The sequence below is a fragment of the Pseudomonas sp. Sample_22 genome (genome assembly GCF_004307635.1).
Classification (GTDB): Bacteria; Pseudomonadota; Gammaproteobacteria; order Pseudomonadales; family Pseudomonadaceae; genus Aquipseudomonas.
In genome coordinates this window covers 1-15,331 of the sequence record NZ_RCNY01000086.1, presented here as the reverse complement: position 1 = coordinate 15,331, position 15,331 = coordinate 1, and the positions used below count along the sequence as shown (strand labels likewise).

The 15,331-nt window shown below is 58.0% G+C and carries 17 protein-coding genes; 8 read left to right on the top strand and 9 right to left on the bottom strand.

Annotated elements, in window-relative coordinates; all coding sequences use genetic code 11:
• Positions 1-174 precede the first annotated feature (174 nt).
• From D8U73_RS24085 to D8U73_RS24070, 4 genes are all read left to right on the top strand, one after another.
• The gene (locus D8U73_RS24085) at positions 175-768 is read left to right on the top strand and encodes an aminodeoxychorismate/anthranilate synthase component II (RefSeq protein WP_056853519.1); all 594 of its coding nucleotides are present in this window, start codon (positions 175-177) and stop codon (positions 766-768) included.
• 9 nt (positions 769-777) lie between these two features.
• A complete protein-coding gene (trpD, locus tag D8U73_RS24080; RefSeq protein WP_056853518.1) occupies positions 778-1,827 on the top strand; it encodes an anthranilate phosphoribosyltransferase in 1,050 nt (349 codons plus the stop codon).
• A complete protein-coding gene (gene trpC, locus D8U73_RS24075; protein WP_056853517.1) occupies positions 1,824-2,660 on the top strand; it encodes an indole-3-glycerol phosphate synthase TrpC in 837 nt (278 codons plus the stop codon). The genes trpD and trpC overlap by 4 nt, the downstream gene beginning before the upstream one ends.
• A gap of 127 nt (positions 2,661-2,787) precedes the next feature.
• Positions 2,788-3,489 carry a lipoate--protein ligase family protein gene (locus D8U73_RS24070; RefSeq protein WP_130905960.1) on the top strand — a complete coding sequence of 234 codons (702 nt, stop codon included), beginning with the start codon at positions 2,788-2,790 and terminating at the stop codon, positions 3,487-3,489.
• On the opposite strand, the gene crp is transcribed toward D8U73_RS24070, so the two are convergent.
• On the bottom strand, positions 3,486-4,130 hold the full coding sequence (crp, locus tag D8U73_RS24065) for a cAMP-activated global transcriptional regulator CRP (protein ID WP_056853515.1): 645 nt from the start codon (positions 4,128-4,130) through the stop codon (positions 3,486-3,488). The genes D8U73_RS24070 and crp overlap by 4 nt on opposite strands.
• Before the next feature lie 230 nt (positions 4,131-4,360).
• On the opposite strand from crp, the gene D8U73_RS24060 reads away from it, so the two are divergent.
• Positions 4,361-4,783, top strand: coding sequence for an OsmC family protein (locus D8U73_RS24060; RefSeq protein ID WP_042730268.1), 423 nt, complete (start codon positions 4,361-4,363; stop codon positions 4,781-4,783).
• Positions 4,784-4,874: 91 nt separating this feature from the next.
• Here D8U73_RS24060 and coq7 read toward each other — a convergent pair whose 3' ends face one another.
• The 6 genes from coq7 to hemJ form a co-directional block, all read right to left on the bottom strand.
• Positions 4,875-5,522: a 2-polyprenyl-3-methyl-6-methoxy-1,4-benzoquinone monooxygenase gene (gene coq7 / locus D8U73_RS24055; protein ID WP_056853582.1), complete on the bottom strand. Its 648-nt coding sequence runs from the start codon at positions 5,520-5,522 to the stop codon at positions 4,875-4,877.
• Positions 5,523-5,669: 147 nt separating this feature from the next.
• Positions 5,670-6,008, bottom strand: coding sequence for a histidine triad nucleotide-binding protein (locus D8U73_RS24050; RefSeq protein WP_008027110.1), 339 nt, complete (start codon positions 6,006-6,008; stop codon positions 5,670-5,672).
• 81 nt (positions 6,009-6,089) lie between these two features.
• A complete protein-coding gene (locus D8U73_RS24045; RefSeq protein WP_056853514.1) occupies positions 6,090-6,878 on the bottom strand; it encodes an SDR family oxidoreductase in 789 nt (262 codons plus the stop codon).
• Between the two features lie 61 nt (positions 6,879-6,939).
• Complete coding sequence (locus D8U73_RS24040; protein WP_130905959.1) at positions 6,940-7,896, bottom strand: DUF805 domain-containing protein; 957 nt, start codon at positions 7,894-7,896, stop codon at positions 6,940-6,942.
• 77 nt (positions 7,897-7,973) lie between these two features.
• Entirely contained in the window at positions 7,974-8,942 is a 969-nt protein-coding gene (locus D8U73_RS24035) for a nitronate monooxygenase family protein (protein ID WP_130905958.1), read from the bottom strand.
• A gap of 31 nt (positions 8,943-8,973) precedes the next feature.
• Entirely contained in the window at positions 8,974-9,405 is a 432-nt protein-coding gene (gene hemJ / locus D8U73_RS24030) for a protoporphyrinogen oxidase HemJ (protein ID WP_056853511.1), read from the bottom strand.
• Between the two features lie 135 nt (positions 9,406-9,540).
• Here hemJ and argC point away from each other — a divergent pair, with 135 nt between their 5' ends.
• Together argC and erpA are read left to right on the top strand one after the other, a co-directional pair.
• On the top strand, positions 9,541-10,575 hold the full coding sequence (gene argC, locus D8U73_RS24025) for an N-acetyl-gamma-glutamyl-phosphate reductase (protein WP_056853510.1): 1,035 nt from the start codon (positions 9,541-9,543) through the stop codon (positions 10,573-10,575).
• Positions 10,576-10,742: 167 nt separating this feature from the next.
• Entirely contained in the window at positions 10,743-11,093 is a 351-nt protein-coding gene (erpA, locus tag D8U73_RS24020; protein WP_007906865.1) for an iron-sulfur cluster insertion protein ErpA, read from the top strand.
• 66 nt (positions 11,094-11,159) lie between these two features.
• Here the strand turns inward: erpA and D8U73_RS24015 are convergent, their stop codons facing one another.
• On the bottom strand, positions 11,160-12,251 hold the full coding sequence (locus tag D8U73_RS24015; RefSeq protein ID WP_130905957.1) for an anhydro-N-acetylmuramic acid kinase: 1,092 nt from the start codon (positions 12,249-12,251) through the stop codon (positions 11,160-11,162).
• A gap of 3 nt (positions 12,252-12,254) precedes the next feature.
• Entirely contained in the window at positions 12,255-13,688 is a 1,434-nt protein-coding gene (locus D8U73_RS24010) for a peptidoglycan DD-metalloendopeptidase family protein (protein ID WP_130905956.1), read from the bottom strand.
• Between the two features lie 213 nt (positions 13,689-13,901).
• Between D8U73_RS24010 and tyrS the strand changes: the two genes are divergently transcribed.
• Positions 13,902-15,101, top strand: a complete 1,200-nt coding sequence (gene tyrS, locus D8U73_RS24005; protein ID WP_130906073.1) for a tyrosine--tRNA ligase — start codon at positions 13,902-13,904, stop codon at positions 15,099-15,101.
• Positions 15,102-15,331: the final 230 nt, after the last annotated feature.

The window sequence follows — 15,331 nt, the reverse complement described above, 5'->3', positions numbered from 1 at the left end:
GCGTTGGCGCGCCTGAATCCTTCTGCCGGCCCGGCCGGATCTTTACCGCTTTGCCTTCTTAACCCGTGACATACCGCCTTGCCGCGCGATTGCAGCGAACGACAAAGTGCAGGGCGCTGCGGGTAATCCTTCGAAGGCTGTTCAAGTCAGTGAATTCAAGAGGTTCTTAACGCCATGTTGCTGATGATCGATAACTACGACTCTTTTACCTACAACGTTGTGCAATACCTTGGTGAGCTGGGCTCCCAGGTCAAAGTCGTGCGCAACGATGAGCTTACTGTTGCCGAAATCGAAGCCCTCAACCCCGAGCGCATCGTTGTTTCTCCCGGTCCTTGCACGCCGACCGAAGCTGGCGTCTCGATTGACGTCATAAAACACTTCGCCGGCAAGTTGCCGATTCTGGGCGTGTGCCTGGGCCATCAATCCATCGGCCAGGCATTCGGCGGTGATGTGGTCCGCGCCCGCCAGGTCATGCACGGCAAGACCAGCCCGGTATTCCACGAAGACAAGGGCGTCTTCGCCGGCCTGAACATGCCGCTGACGGTCACGCGCTATCATTCGTTGATCGTCAAACGCGAAACCTTGCCTGATTGTCTCGAACTGACCGCATGGACTCAGCTCGAAGACGGCTCGGTCGACGAGATCATGGGCTTGCGTCACAAGACTCTGAACATCGAAGGCGTGCAGTTCCATCCTGAATCGATCCTCACCGAGCAGGGCCATGAGTTATTCGCCAACTTCCTCAAACAAACCGGCGGCACGCGCTAAGGACTTTTCATGAATATCAAGACAGCCCTGAGTCGTATCGTCGAACAGCTCGACCTCAGCACCGATGAGATGCGCGATGTCATGCGCGAAATCATGACCGGCCAATGCACGGACGCGCAGATCGGCGCATTCATGATGGCCATGCGCATGAAAAGCGAAAGCATCGACGAAATCGTCGGTGCCGTGTCGGTCATGCGCGAATTGGCAGACAAGGTCGAACTCAAGACCCTCGACGGCGTGGTCGATGTGGTCGGCACCGGCGGTGATGGCGCCAACATTTTCAACGTCTCGACCGCTTCCGCTTTCGTGGTGTCGGCAGCCGGTTGCACCGTGGCCAAGCATGGTAACCGTGCGGTCTCGGGCAAGAGCGGCAGTGCCGATTTGCTGGAGGCGGCCGGTATTTACCTGAACCTGACGCCGGTCCAGGTAGCGCGCTGCATCGACAACGTCGGTATCGGCTTCATGTTTGCCCAGACCCATCACAGCGCCATGAAACACGCCGCCGGTCCGCGCAAGGAGCTGGGCCTGCGCACGCTGTTCAACATGCTCGGCCCGCTTACGAATCCGGCCGGTGTGAAGCATCAGGTAGTGGGCGTGTTCACCCAGGCATTGTGCCGGCCATTGGCCGAAGTGCTACAGCGTTTGGGCAGCAAGCATGTGCTGGTGGTGCATTCCAAAGATGGCCTGGATGAGTTCAGCCTGGCGGCACCGACCTTCGTGGCGGAGCTCAAGGACGACAAAATCACCGAGTATTGGGTCGAGCCGGAAGACCTGGGCATGAAGAGCCAAAGCCTGCATGGCCTGGCGGTGGAAAGCCCGGCGGCGTCCCTCGAGCTGATTCGCGATGCCCTGGGCAAGCGCAAGACCGAAAACGGTCAGAAGGCGGCGGAGATGATCATGCTCAATGCCGGCGCTGCGTTGTACGCGGCCGACCATGCCAGCAGCCTGAAAGAGGGCGTTGCCCTGGCGCACGATGCGCTGCATACCGGTCTCGCTCGGGAAAAGCTCGAGGAGTTGGGTGCGTTTACCGCGGTATTCAAAGTGGAGAATGAGGGATGAGTGTACCGACGGTTCTGGAAAAGATTCTGGCGCGCAAGGTCGAGGAAGTTGCCGAGCGTAGTGCTCGCGTAAGCCTCGCCGAGCTGGAAAACCTGGCCAAGGCGGCCGATGCACCCCGTGGTTTTGCCAAGGCATTGATCGAACAGGCGAAGCAAAAAGAGCCGGCGGTCATTGCCGAAATCAAGAAGGCTTCGCCGAGCAAAGGCGTGATCCGCGAGAACTTCGTTCCTGCCGACATCGCTAAAAGCTACGAAAAGGGAGGGGCCACCTGCCTGTCGGTACTCACCGACATCGATTACTTCCAGGGAGCCGATGTGTACCTGCAGCAGGCTCGTGCTGCCTGCAAGTTGCCGGTCATCCGCAAGGATTTCATGATCGATCCGTACCAGATCGTGGAAGCCCGTGCGCTGGGTGCAGACTGCGTGCTGTTGATCGTCTCCGCGCTGGACGACGTGAAAATGGCCGAACTGGCCGCCGTCGCCAAAAGCGTCAACCTTGATGTGCTGGTGGAAGTGCATGACGGCGATGAGCTGGAGCGGGCCTTGAAAACCCTCGACACGCCGTTGATTGGTGTGAACAACCGCAACCTGCACACCTTCGACGTCAACCTGGAAACCACCCTCGACCTGCTGCCGCGCATTCCTCGGGATCGTCTGGTGGTGACCGAGAGCGGCATCCTCAATCGGGCCGATGTCGAGTTGATGGAAATCAGCGATGTGTATGCGTTCCTGGTCGGCGAGGCGTTCATGCGCGCCGAAAGCCCTGGCACTGAATTGCAGCGTCTGTTCTTTCCGGAGCGCGGCCTTCCTGTCAGCGGTTCAACACTTGACTGAATAAGCATCGCGAGCAAGCTTGCACCCACATTGGAATTTTGGTCTGAACCAATCCCCTGTAGGACTGAGCCTGCTCGCGATAGCGGCATAAGAAACACCTCAGACTCCCTGTCCTACGGAAAACCTTATGACCTCACCTGTCTCCCTGACCATCGAAGCCGGCCTGCAAGCCGAACAAGACTTGCTGGCATCAGTCTGTGCCGGTGATGCAGAGTTCGGTCTGTTGTTCTGGCAACCCAGCGATCAGGCTTTGGTGATGCCACGCCGTTTGAATCGTCTTCCGGCCTTCGATGCTGCCTGTGAGGTCTCGGCAGCAGCGGGCTGGCCGGTATTGTTGCGCGATACCGGAGGCGAACCCGTTCCCCAGTCAGCCACAACAATCAACATCGCCCTGGTTTACGCACCGCCACGCAGCGAAGGCGATTTGAATCGCATCGAATCTGGCTACCGGCGCCTTTGCGACCCGATCTGTCAGTTGCTGGATGAGTTGGGCGGCACCTCGTCCCTCGGTGAAATCGAAGGTGCGTTTTGCGACGGTCGCTTCAACGTCAACCTGGACGGACGCAAGATGGTCGGCACCGCCCAGCGCTGGCGCCAGAGTCAGGGCGGTCAGCGTCCGGTGGGCCTGGTGCACGGGGCGATGTTGATTGATAACGAACGAGAGTCGATGGTCGCGGCGGTCAATCGTTTCAACGAGGCTTGTGGCCTGGACCAGCGAGTGCGAGCCGAAAGCCACATCGCCCTGCACGAGAAATTCACGGCGCCGGATGCACTGGCCCGTCTGGACGAGCTCTACCGGCTGATGCTCAAGCAGATGTTCAGCGCCTAGCGTGTGCCAAAGACCACCATGGTCTTGCCTTTGACGTCCACCAGGTTGCGTTCCTCAAGATCTTTGAGCACGCGACCTACCATCTCCCGGGAACACCCGACAATCCGCCCGATTTCCTGACGCGTTACCTTGATCTGCATGCCGTCGGGGTGGGTCATGGCGTCCGGCTGTTTGCATAACTCAAGCAGGCAACGCGCGACGCGGCCAGTCACGTCGAAAAACGCCAGGTCACCCACTTTGCGCGTGGTATTGCGCAGGCGTTGTGCGATTTGTCCGCTAAGCACGTAAAGAATGTCTGGATCCTGCTGCGACAGTTCGCGGAATTTCGCGTAGCTGATTTCCGCGACTTCGCATTCTACCTTCGCCCTTACCCAGGCGCTTCGCTCTTGTTCCAGGCCCGCCTGCTCGAACAAGCCCAGCTCGCCGAAGAAATCCCCGGTATTGAGATACGCGATGATCATTTCCCGACCGTCGTCATCCTCAATGAGGATGGTGACCGATCCCTTGATGATGAAAAACAACGTCTCCGAGCGATCCCCGGCGCAGATGATGTTGCTCTTGGCCTGATAGCGGCGGCGCTGACAATGCATCAGCAGCTTATCGAGGTTCTTGATCTTGAGTGTGGGGGCAATAGCAACCATGGTTGTATCCCGAAAAAACTGCACGGTATGTTTGATTTTTTTATGAATTGCGCAAGCCGCGGCAAAGGCTGGTTGTGCGTCAGCGAATTGGCGTCAGCTTAACAGACACTTCCGACATTATTCGAGAAATTACCTACAGGGCCGTAGGTTGCGTCCCACGACGAGGCCGCCGTCTATCACGGGGGCTGTGCTAAGCTGGCAACCCTTTTTTATACAGTGGAGTCTTGGCGATGAAGGCACGCATCCAATGGGCTGGCGAAGCCATGTTCCTCGGCGAATCCGGTAGCGGTCATGTCGTGGTCATGGATGGTCCGCCCGACGCTGGCGGCCGCAACCTGGGTGTCCGGCCGATGGAAATGCTCCTGCTGGGTGTTGGCGGTTGCAGCAACTTCGATGTGGTCAGCATCCTCAAGAAATCCCGCCAGGCTGTCGAGAGCTGTGAAGCCTTCCTCGAAGCCGAGCGCGCGACCGAGGACCCGAAAGTCTTCACCAAAATCCACATGCACTTTGTGGTCAAGGGCCGTGCCTTGAAAGAGGCCCAGGTCAAGCGTGCCATCGAACTGTCCGCCGAAAAATACTGCTCGGCATCGATCATGCTTGGCGCGGCGGGTGTCGAAATTACCCACGACTACGAGATCATCGAGCTCGGTTGATTCAACAGTTTTCGAGCACAAAAAAGGCGAATACCACACGGTAGTCGCCTTTTTTGTCCCTTGTAGAAGCGAGCCAGCTCGCTACCTCAGGTCAGATCCGATAAGTACTCTTGGTCATCACCTTGGCCAGCAAGCTCATCCCGAACTTCACCGGCGCCGGAAACCGAAAGCCGCCTGCGTCTAGCGCACTTTCGGCGTGCTGTTCTTCGTCGATGCGCATTTGCTCCAGAATCGCCCGGGACTTTTCATCCTCGGCCGGCAGTTGCTCAAGGTGTTCGTTCAAGTGTTTGCACACCTGATCTTCGGTCGCTGCAACGAAACCCAGGCTGACTTTGTCACTGATCAGCCCGGCAACAGCGCCGATTCCGAACGACATGCCATAGAACAGCGGATTGAGAATGCTGGTGTGGCTGCCCAACTGATGGATGCGTTGTTCGCACCAGGCCAGATGGTCGACTTCTTCTTCGGCGGCATGCTCCATGGCGGCGCGCACTTGCGGCAGCTTGGCGGTCAGGGCTTGGCCCTGGTACAGCGCCTGGGCGCAGACTTCGCCGGTATGGTTGATGCGCATCAGGCCGGCGACGTGCCGGGTCTCTTCATCGCTCATTTTCACGTCCGGCTGCACGATGGCGGGTGACGGGCGGTATGGCTGGCCACTGAAAGGCAGCAAAGTACGCATCGCGGCATCGGCTTGCAGCAGAAGGCGGTCAATCGGCGAGTAGTGACGTTGGGTAGTCATGCTGACCTCCGGAGGAATCTCGGCGGCCAGTTTAACCCAATCGGCCGGGGAAGGTTTGCGCTGGGTCATTGTGCTGCAGTTGCCATGACAATGTTGTGATGCCCCGATGGGAGCGCCACTTGGCCGTTCCCATCGGGTGTGTTGTCATCAGCCCGGCGGCCAGTGCATCTGGCGCTGACCCAGCACATGCATATGAATGTGATAGACAGTTTGTCCACCTTCTTCATTGCAGTTCATGACAACGCGAAAGCCCTTCTCACAACCAAGCTCCAAAGCCAGGCGCTGGGCGGTAAACAGAATGTGCCCGGCCAATGCCTTGTCGTCTTCGGTCAGGTCATTCAGGGTGCGCACCGGCTTCTTCGGAATCACCAGAAAATGTACCGGTGCCTGTGGGGCGATGTCGTGGAAGGCCAGAACCTGGTCGTCCTCGTAAATGATCTTCGCCGGAATTTCCCGGTTGATGATCTTGGTGAACAGAGTATCCACAGCTGTTTTCTCCGTTGTTTGGGCTGGCCTGAGTGTACTCATGGGATTTGCCCGAGCCCAGCTTTTTACCTGCCAGACCTTTTAGCGCGGGCAATAAGCCTTGTTGACCATGCCGGTGATTGTCCGGATCAGCCAGCGCGAGCCGAACCGGGACAGGGCGGCGAGCCAGCGATTGCGCCGTCCCGGAATAATGATTGCGCGGTTTTTCTCAAGAGCCCGTACGGTGTAGAGCGCCACTTCTTGCGGGCTCATCAGCAGTTTGCTGTCGGCCAGTTTGTCTGTGTTCAACTGCGCGGTACGGAAAAATCCGGTGCGCGTCGGACCAGGGCAGAGCACCGAGACCTTGACCGCACATTTTTTCAGCTCGACGCGCAGCCCTTCGGAGAAGTGCAGCACGTAGGCCTTGCTCGCGTAATAAGTGCTCATCCACGGACCAGGATGGAACGCTGCGACCGAAGCGACATTCAGGATCTGCCCGCCGCCTTGTAGCGCCATACTGTTACCGATGGCGTGGCATAAACGCGTGAGGGCCAGGATGTTGACTTCGATCAGGTCTTGCTCGGTCATCCAGTCCTGGGCCAGAAAGGGACCGCAGGTGCCGATACCGGCGCAATTGACCAGCAGATCGATCTGACGGTCACCTTCCTCCAACTCCAGCAGGAACCCGGACAACCGCAGCGGTTCCCCCAGGTCGCAGGCGCGGAACAGCACTTCCACGCCAAAGCGTTGCGTCAATTCAGTTGCAATACTTTCCAGCTGATCACGCTGTCGGGCCACCAGAAGCAGGCTGCGTCCGCGGCGGGCCAGCGCTTCGGCCATCGCCAGGCCGATGCCACTGGAAGCGCCAGTGATCAGAGCGTAACGGGTCATGCAGTTCTCCATCGCAACAGCTCCGCGCCGCGACGCGGGTGTCACGGGTGGGGAGCGCTGTTCATTCTTTGGCAGAGTCTACAGGGGGCTGGGCTTCTTCGGCTGCATCGGCGGCCGAATTTGCGTCAGGTTCGACTTCGACTTCAATTTCGTCGGTGGTGACCGAGCCACTTTGGTAGCTGCTTTCGAGCGTGTTTTCGTACTCATCCTTTATGGCTGAAAGGCCGCCCGCCAGAGCTGCGACGATAAACAGCGCGATCACCACCAGCCATAACGCGGATAACACTTTGACGGCAGTGCTGTTGGGTGGCGGCGGAGCGCCGTACCGGTTGGCAGTCTGGTTACCCGGCATCGCCAGCAGCAACAGCGGAAAGAAACTGCCCACGAACGGCACAAGATTGAGCAACCACAGCCAGCCTGACCAGCCAATATCGTGCAGGCGTTGGACGCTGATCATGATGCTGGCGATGAGGAATGCCAGGCACAGGAAGAAGACCAAAATGCCAGCGATGATCAGGCCGGCAGTCGAGTCGCTGCTGACAAGCGCGAGGCCAATCAGGGCGAATACACCGACAACGGCCATTGTCACAAGCCCAAGCACCATCGACCAGGCGAGAAAACGCAGGCGCCCGATACGCCCTTCAACGCCAAATGGTTTGAGTGTGGCGAACCCAGCGACACTTTCACCGACAATGGCCCGAGGGGGGGCATAAGGGGACTGCGGCTCTGCTATCGCGTCAGCGGGCACATGATCGTGAACGTCGGACAGATGCAATTGGATCGAAGGTTCGGATTCGATACGCGCATCGATGCCGGTGTTCTTCAGAGCCTGGAGGTAGGTCTGTGCATCGGCGTGCGACAGATCGCGCTTGAGGGCAACAGGCCGGCCACTGAACAAGCGTTCGATGGCGGTGACGTCGCTCTTGAACAGCGCCGCGAGATTGAGTTTGGCGGTGCCAATATCGACACCTGGTAGCAGAGCGCCGTCGAACACGATCTTGAAACGGTCTTCGCTCATTGCCGAGGCATCCTTGTCGCGAGAGTTTTAGTACAGCGAGTGTAAGGCCAGCCATGTTGGACTGGCCTGTTTTTGTTTCAGCGTGGCCAGCGCTTGGGTAATTGAGCGGCGTGCTCCAGCGCCTTGCGATACTCGGCGTCGAGGCGCGCGACCAATTGGTCAACACTCGGCAGGTCATCGATTTCGCCTACGCCCTGGCCTGCGGACCACACGGTTTTCCAGGCTTTGGCTTCATCGTTCAGCGGCTTGAGTTTAGAGCCGAAATTGACCTCGCCTTTATTTTGCAGCGCCGCCATGTCGAAGCCGGCAGCTTCGAGGCTTTGGCGCATGAAGCTCGCCGGCACACCTGACACCGCTGGAGTATGGACGATGTCCGCCGCTTTGGACGTCAGCAGCATCTCTTTATAAGCGTCGGGTGCATGACTCTCGGTTGTGCCGATAAATCGCGTGCCGAAGTAGGCAAGATCTGCACCGAGCAATTGCGCCGCCAGAATTTCGTGGCCGTGGTTAAGGCAGCCAGCCAAGAGCAAGGTCTTGTCGAAGAACTGCCGGATCTCGGCGATCAGCGAGAACGGGCTCCAGGTCCCGGCATGCCCGCCAGCGCCTGCGGCGACGGCGATCAGGCCATCCACACCGGCCTCGGCGGCCTTCTCTGCATGGCGGCGGTTCGTTACGTCATGGAACACCAGGCCACCGTAGCTGTGGACCGCGTCGACCAGTTCTTTCACCGCGCCGAGGCTGGTGATCACGATCGGCACTTTGTGTTCGATGCAGATATCGAGGTCAGCCTGGAGCCGAGGGTTGCTGTTGTGGACGATCAGGTTCACCGCGTATGGCGCAGGTTCTTCCATTGTTGCCAGTCCTGCTTCGATCTCCTCCAGCCAGGCTTTGAAGCCGCTGCTCTCGCGCTGGTTCAACGCAGGGAAACTGCCAACCACGCCATTACGGCAGCAGGCGAGCACCAGTTGCGGGTTGGATATCAGGAACATCGGCGCTGCCACCACGGGCAAACGCAGACGTTGTTCGAGCAGAGCGGGCAGCGACATTGGAAGTACCCCGGTAAGTTATCTGATGGAATTAGAACGGCCGAACGACGACCAGAATTACGATTGCCAGCAATATCAGAACCGGCACTTCATTGAACCAGCGAAAAAAGACATGGCTGCGGGTGTTTTCGCCACGGGCAAAACGCTTTACCTGCGCACCGCACATGTGGTGGTAACCGATCAGCAATACCACCAGGGTCAATTTGGCGTGCATCCATCCGCCTTGACTGAAATAAGCGCCGGGGTTCAGGCTGATCAGCCAGCCGCCGAAGATCAGGGTCGCAATCATCGCCGGCCCCATGATGCCCCGGTACAGCTTGCGCTCCATGATGCTGAAACGCTCCTTACTGACGGTGTCTTCGCTTTGAGCGTGATAAACGAACAAGCGCGGCAGGTAGAACAGGCCGGCGAACCAGCAAACGACGCTGACGATATGAAGCGCTTTAAGCCACAGAAAAAGCATTTTTAGTTATCCCAGGATTCACGGTAGCCGGAATAGTAGAGGCTTGAGCGTCCGCACGTCACCTTGCCGGTTGTCGCAGGCGCGCGCGGCCCCTATTATCGACGGCTTTCCAGTGGGTTCGTTGAGGGCAGGTTTATGGTCAAGGTCGGTATCGTCGGCGGCACGGGTTACACCGGTGTCGAACTGCTGCGTCTGTTGGCGCAACATCCGCAAGCGGAAGTCGTTGTCATCACTTCCCGATCCGAGGCTGGCCTTGCCGTGGCCGACATGTATCCGAACCTGCGCGGCCACTACGACGGTTTGGCATTCAGCGTTCCGGACATCAAGACGCTGGGCGCCTGCGATGTTGTGTTCTTCGCCACGCCCCACGGTGTTGCCCATGCCTTGGCGGGTGAACTGCTGGCAGCCGGGACCAAAGTCATCGACCTGTCGGCGGATTTCCGTCTGCAGGATGCCGATGAGTGGGCCAAGTGGTATGGCCAGCCGCATGGCGCGCCAGAGTTGCTGGACGAGGCGGTCTATGGTCTGCCGGAAGTCAATCGTGAGCAAATCAAGAAGGCGCGCCTGATTGCTGTCCCGGGCTGCTATCCGACGGCGACGCAATTGGGGTTCCTGCCATTGCTCGAAGCCGGCCTGGCCGATGCTTCGCACCTGATCGCTGACTGCAAGTCTGGCGTGAGCGGCGCTGGCCGGGGTGCCTCTGTAGGCTCGCTGTACTCTGAAACGTCGGAAAGCATGAAGGCGTACGCCGTCAAAGGTCATCGTCACCTGCCGGAAATTCGTCAGGGGCTGCGTCGTGCAGCGGGCAAGGACGTAGGCCTGACTTTCGTTCCGCACCTTACGCCGATGATCCGTGGCATTCACTCGACGCTATACGCGACGGTCGTGGATCGCTCGGTGGATCTGCAGGCGCTGTTTGAAAAGCGCTATGCCAACGAACCGTTCGTCGACGTCATGCCGGCCGGAAGTCATCCGGAAACCCGCAGCGTGCGCGGTGCCAACGTATGCCGTATTGCGGTGCATCGTCCGCAGGACGGTGATCTGGTAGTCGTACTCTCGGTGATCGATAACCTGGTCAAAGGTGCTTCGGGGCAAGCGGTACAGAACATGAACATCCTGTTCGGTCTGGACGAACGTCTGGGTCTGTCCCACGCAGGCATGCTGCCGTAAAGCTGGTTTGCACACAAAAAAAGGCCCGTTGAACGGGCCTTTTTGCATTTGCGGATGGCGGTTGGGTTGGTTGATATAGCATAACAATAGTTGACCGCTTTTCTAGGAGAAGCGGATAATGCGCGTCATCACGCAATATGACGGCTTAGCGCCGGGAGATAGTCAGCATGAGCGTCGAATCCTTCACCCCCACGGCTTTGCAATTCACCCACGGTGCCGCGCACAAGGTGAAGAGCCTGGTCGATGAAGAGGGCAATGATCGCTTGAAGCTGCGCGTATTCGTTACGGGCGGCGGTTGTTCAGGTTTTCAGTACGGCTTCACCTTCGATGAAGAAGTGGCCGATGACGACACCATCGTCGAGCGCGAAGGTGTGAGTCTGGTGGTCGATCCGATGAGCTTCCAGTATCTGGCAGGCGCCGAGGTGGATTATCAGGAAGGTCTGGAAGGTTCGCGTTTCGTTATCAAGAACCCGAACGCAACCACTACCTGTGGCTGTGGTTCTTCTTTCTCGATCTGATCAGCACTCCAGCATCACTCAACGCCGCATGGTCGCCAGGCCCTGCGGCGTTTTGCTGTCCGGGCTTTAGGCGGGATAGATAGCGCCAAGGACGCGTAGCCCGCGCGCGCCGGTCACACTTGGGCGATTGGCGGCGATGCCTTCGAGGCAGCAGTGAGCGAGCCAGGCAAATGCCATGGCTTCGACCCAGTCGGGATCGACGCCATAGGTTGATGTACTGCTGACTTTCGCCTTCGGAAGCAGGCCGGCCAAACGACTCATCAGTGTGGCGTTATGCGCGCCACCGCCGCAGACCAGCACTTCTTGTGTGTCTGTCTGGGCGCCTTGCAATGACTCGGTGATGGTCAATGCGGTCAGTTCAAGCAGCGTTGCCTGCACGTCTTCGGCAGCGAAGGGCGGGAGGTGCGCGAGGTGTTGCATCAACCATGGCAGGTTGAACACTTCCCTGCCGGTGCTTTTCGGGCCTTGGGTGACGAAGAATGGATCACTGAGCAGCGCCTTCAACAGCGTGGGTTGGACCTTGCCACTGGCGGCCCATTGGCCGTCACGATCATAGCTGTCGCCACGTTGCTGATGAATCCAGGCATCGAGCAGTACGTTGCCCGGGCCGCAGTCGAAGCCGCTAACCGGCTTGCCGGGTTCGATCAGGCTGAGGTTGCTGAAGCCGCCGATGTTGAGCACCGCGCGGTTGCCGGGCTGCGCATCGAACAGAGCTTCATGAAAGGCTGGGACCAGCGGAGCACCTTGACCGCCAGCGGCCACATCCCGACTGCGGAAGTCGCTGACCACGGTAATACCTGTCAGCTCGGTCAGCAGCGCGGGATTACCGATTTGCACCGTGAAACCGCGCGCAGGTTCATGGCGAATGGTTTGGCCATGGCTGCCGATCGCGCGAATATCGTCACGGGTAAGGTGCTGTTGAGTGAGGAGGGCGTTGATGCCCTGTGCCGCGAGTTTTACCCAGTTCTGCTGGGCGATGGCGGAGCGGGCAATTTCGTCCGGACCGCTGGCGCACAGGCCAAGCAGTTCTGTGCGCAAGGAATCGGGCATGGGAATGTAGAGGGTGGCGATCAGCCTGATCGCCGAGGTCTGCTCGACCAGGGCAATGTCCAGGCCATCAAGACTGGTCCCGGACATCACACCTATATAAAACGGCATGACTCAGCGCTTCGCCGAAGCTAGCTGGGTGGCTTTTTCCTGGTCCATACGCGCCATCAGCGGTTGGCTCTGTGCCAGGAAGCGTGCGCGTTCTGCTTTGGAAATCGGATCGGCCATCGCGACTTTCTGGCCCAGTGGGTCGACGTGCACGCCGTTTACCTGGAACTCGTAATGCAAATGCGGACCGGTGGACAGGCCGGTGGTGCCGATGTAGCCGATCACCTGGCCCTGTTTGACTGAGCCTCCGGTCTTGATGCCTTTGGCAAAGCCTTGCATGTGGCCATACAGCGTGCGGTAGCTGTTGCCGTGCTGCAGAATCACGGTGTTGCCGTAACCCCCGCGGCGGCCGGCCAGCAATACTTTGCCATCACCCGCAGCCTTGATCGGCGTACCGCGCGGAGCTGCGTAGTCCACGCCTTTGTGAGCGCGGATCTTGTTCAGGATCGGGTGTTTGCGACCCATGGAGAACTTCGAACTGATGCGGGCGAAATCTACCGGAGTCCGGATGAACGCCTTGCGCATGCTGTTGCCATCGGCGGTGTAGTAGCTGCTGTTGCCTTGTTTGTTGGTGTAACGCACGGCGGTGTAGGTCTTGCCGCGGTTGGTGAAGCGTGCAGACAGGATTGGGCCGTTGCCGACAGCTTTGCCGTTGACCACTTTCTGTTCGTAAATCACGTCGAACTCGTCACCCTGGCGAATATCCTGGGCGAAGTCGACGTCGTAGCCAAATACACTGGCCATGTCCATGGTAAGGCTATGGGACAGGCCGGCACGGGCTGCGGATTGTGAAAGCGAACTGTTGATGACGCCGTGAACATACGCGGATCGCACCGTTGGCTTGGCGGTGATCCGGTTGAACATGTAGCCCTTGTCAGTCTTGCTCAGGGTGATGGTTTCAAGGTCGCTTACCTTGCTGTGCAGGCTGCTCAGCTGGCCATCCGGACTCAATTCGAATTCGAGTTTTTGCCCGTGCTTGAGTTGGCTGAACTGCTTGGCCTGCTTGTCGCTGGCGAGCACGTCATGTACCGAAGTGGCCGGAAGACCGACCTTCTCGAAAAGTGTAGAGAGCGTATCGCCCTTCGAAACGATCACTTCCCTGTGGTTGGGAGCCTTCTTTTCTTCGGCGACCGCTACAGCAGGGGCGGGTTCCGGTGCGGCTTCAGCCGTTTGCGGTGTGTCTTCGACGCTGTTTTCGATCTGTGCGAAAGGAGAAGCTGCCGGCTCATTTGTGGCTTGAACGGCTTCAGCAGCGTCTTGATCTTGTGTCAGTTGTTCAGCAGGGCTTTCCAGTTCAAGACTCAGTGTCGTCTTTTTGGCTTCAACATCACTGGAAGGAAATACCAGAAGCGCCAGGCTCAAAAGGGCGGCGATGCCGCTCGCAGCGAGCAGGTGGGTCTTCGGGTAAAGCGGCGGCGCTTTAGACGATTCTTTGGTCATAAGTAGTTTTTTGACTTTGAAAAGATGAATTGGAAAAGATGAATGACATGATGAAGATGAAATAACTGTATAAAATATAACCAAATCATCTCTGAAGCAAGTCCACGGATATCGCTGTCTGTGGATTGGCGTCCGTGCGCCGGGCAAACCTTGTATTTGACGCACGTTCTTGTATGGTTGGTTCCCTTTGAATCTGAGCCTTGCAGGTTGGTTATGAAGTCGGTTGAAGAGCAGCTAGCGCTGATCAAACGTGGTGCAGAAGAACTGTTGGTCGAGTCCGAGCTGGTGGAAAAGCTCAAGCGCGGCCAGCCGCTTCGTATTAAGGCAGGCTTCGATCCGACCGCGCCGGATTTGCACCTGGGTCACACCGTGCTTATTAATAAGCTGCGCCAGTTCCAGGAGCTGGGGCATCAAGTGATCTTCCTGATCGGTGACTTCACTGGGATGATTGGCGATCCGAGCGGCAAGAGTGCAACGCGTCCTCCGCTGACTCGTGAGCAGGTTCTGGAGAACGCTGAGACCTACAAGACTCAGGTATTCAAGATTCTCGATCCTGCCAAGACTGAAGTGGCCTTCAACTCCACCTGGATGGACCAGATGGGGCCGGCCGATTTCATTCGCCTGACTTCCCAGTACACCGTGGCTCGCATGCTCGAGCGCGATGACTTCGACAAGCGCTACACGACCAATCAGCCAATCGCTATTCACGAGTTCCTGTATCCGCTGGTTCAGGGTTACGACTCGGTCGCCTTGCGTGCGGATGTCGAGTTGGGTGGTACTGATCAGAAATTCAACCTGCTGATGGGGCGAGAGCTACAGCGTGGGTATGGTCAGGAGGCTCAATGCATTTTGACCATGCCGTTGCTCGAAGGCCTGGATGGCGTGAAGAAGATGTCCAAGTCTTTGGGCAACTATGTCGGTATCCAGGAAGCGCCGGGAGTCATGTACGGCAAGCTGGTTTCCATTCCGGATGCGCTGATGTGGCGTTATTTCGAGCTGCTGAGCTTCCGTTCCATGGATGAGATCAATGCATTGCGTGCTGATGTCGAGGCGGGCGCTAATCCGCGTGACATCAAGATCAAGCTGGCTGAAGAGATCGTTGCGCGTTTTCATGGTGAAGAGGCCGCCGCCAATGCTCACCGCGGAGCCGGGAATCGCATGAAGGATGGCGAGCTGCCGGATGATCTGCCTGAGATCGAATTGACTGCCGCAGAGGGCATGCCGATCGCAGCTGTCCTTAATAAGGCTGGCCTGGTCAAGAACTCGGCCGTGGCGCGAGATCTACTTGGGTCTGGTGGTGTGCGTGTAGATGGTGAGGTCGTGGATCGCACCTTTATATATGCACTGGGCGCGACCCATGTTTGCCAGGCAGGTAAAAAGGCATTTGCGCGTATTACGCTCAAATCCGAATAAACCTGAAATAAGGGGTTGACGGCGAATTTTAGAAGCCTATAATTCGCCCCACTTCCGGCGCAGTCGAAGCGGAAAACTCCTTGGTAAACAATGAGTTACGCAGTTTTAGGCAGCAAGTTGCTTCAGATCATCGAAGCCAGAAGGAAGTTGAAAAAGAGGTGTTGACAGCAGCGTTTAACGCTGTAGAATTCGCCTCCCGCTGACGAGAGATCGACAGCGCAAGTGGTTGA

Coding starts and splice junctions, on each gene's coding strand:
- D8U73_RS24085 (WP_056853519.1), top strand. CDS start 175: ATGTTGCTGATGATCGATAACTACGACTCTTTTACCTACAACGTTGTG.
- trpD (WP_056853518.1), top strand. CDS start 778: ATGAATATCAAGACAGCCCTGAGTCGTATCGTCGAACAGCTCGACCTC.
- trpC (WP_056853517.1), top strand. CDS start 1,824: ATGAGTGTACCGACGGTTCTGGAAAAGATTCTGGCGCGCAAGGTCGAG.
- D8U73_RS24070 (WP_130905960.1), top strand. CDS start 2,788: ATGACCTCACCTGTCTCCCTGACCATCGAAGCCGGCCTGCAAGCCGAA.
- crp (WP_056853515.1), bottom strand. CDS start 4,130: ATGGTTGCTATTGCCCCCACACTCAAGATCAAGAACCTCGATAAGCTG.
- D8U73_RS24060 (WP_042730268.1), top strand. CDS start 4,361: ATGAAGGCACGCATCCAATGGGCTGGCGAAGCCATGTTCCTCGGCGAA.
- coq7 (WP_056853582.1), bottom strand. CDS start 5,522: ATGACTACCCAACGTCACTACTCGCCGATTGACCGCCTTCTGCTGCAA.
- D8U73_RS24045 (WP_056853514.1), bottom strand. CDS start 6,878: ATGACCCGTTACGCTCTGATCACTGGCGCTTCCAGTGGCATCGGCCTG.
- D8U73_RS24040 (WP_130905959.1), bottom strand. CDS start 7,896: ATGAGCGAAGACCGTTTCAAGATCGTGTTCGACGGCGCTCTGCTACCA.
- D8U73_RS24035 (WP_130905958.1), bottom strand. CDS start 8,942: ATGTCGCTGCCCGCTCTGCTCGAACAACGTCTGCGTTTGCCCGTGGTG.
- hemJ (WP_056853511.1), bottom strand. CDS start 9,405: ATGCTTTTTCTGTGGCTTAAAGCGCTTCATATCGTCAGCGTCGTTTGC.
- argC (WP_056853510.1), top strand. CDS start 9,541: ATGGTCAAGGTCGGTATCGTCGGCGGCACGGGTTACACCGGTGTCGAA.
- erpA (WP_007906865.1), top strand. CDS start 10,743: ATGAGCGTCGAATCCTTCACCCCCACGGCTTTGCAATTCACCCACGGT.
- D8U73_RS24015 (WP_130905957.1), bottom strand. CDS start 12,251: ATGCCGTTTTATATAGGTGTGATGTCCGGGACCAGTCTTGATGGCCTG.
- D8U73_RS24010 (WP_130905956.1), bottom strand. CDS start 13,688: ATGACCAAAGAATCGTCTAAAGCGCCGCCGCTTTACCCGAAGACCCAC.
- tyrS (WP_130906073.1), top strand. CDS start 13,902: ATGAAGTCGGTTGAAGAGCAGCTAGCGCTGATCAAACGTGGTGCAGAA.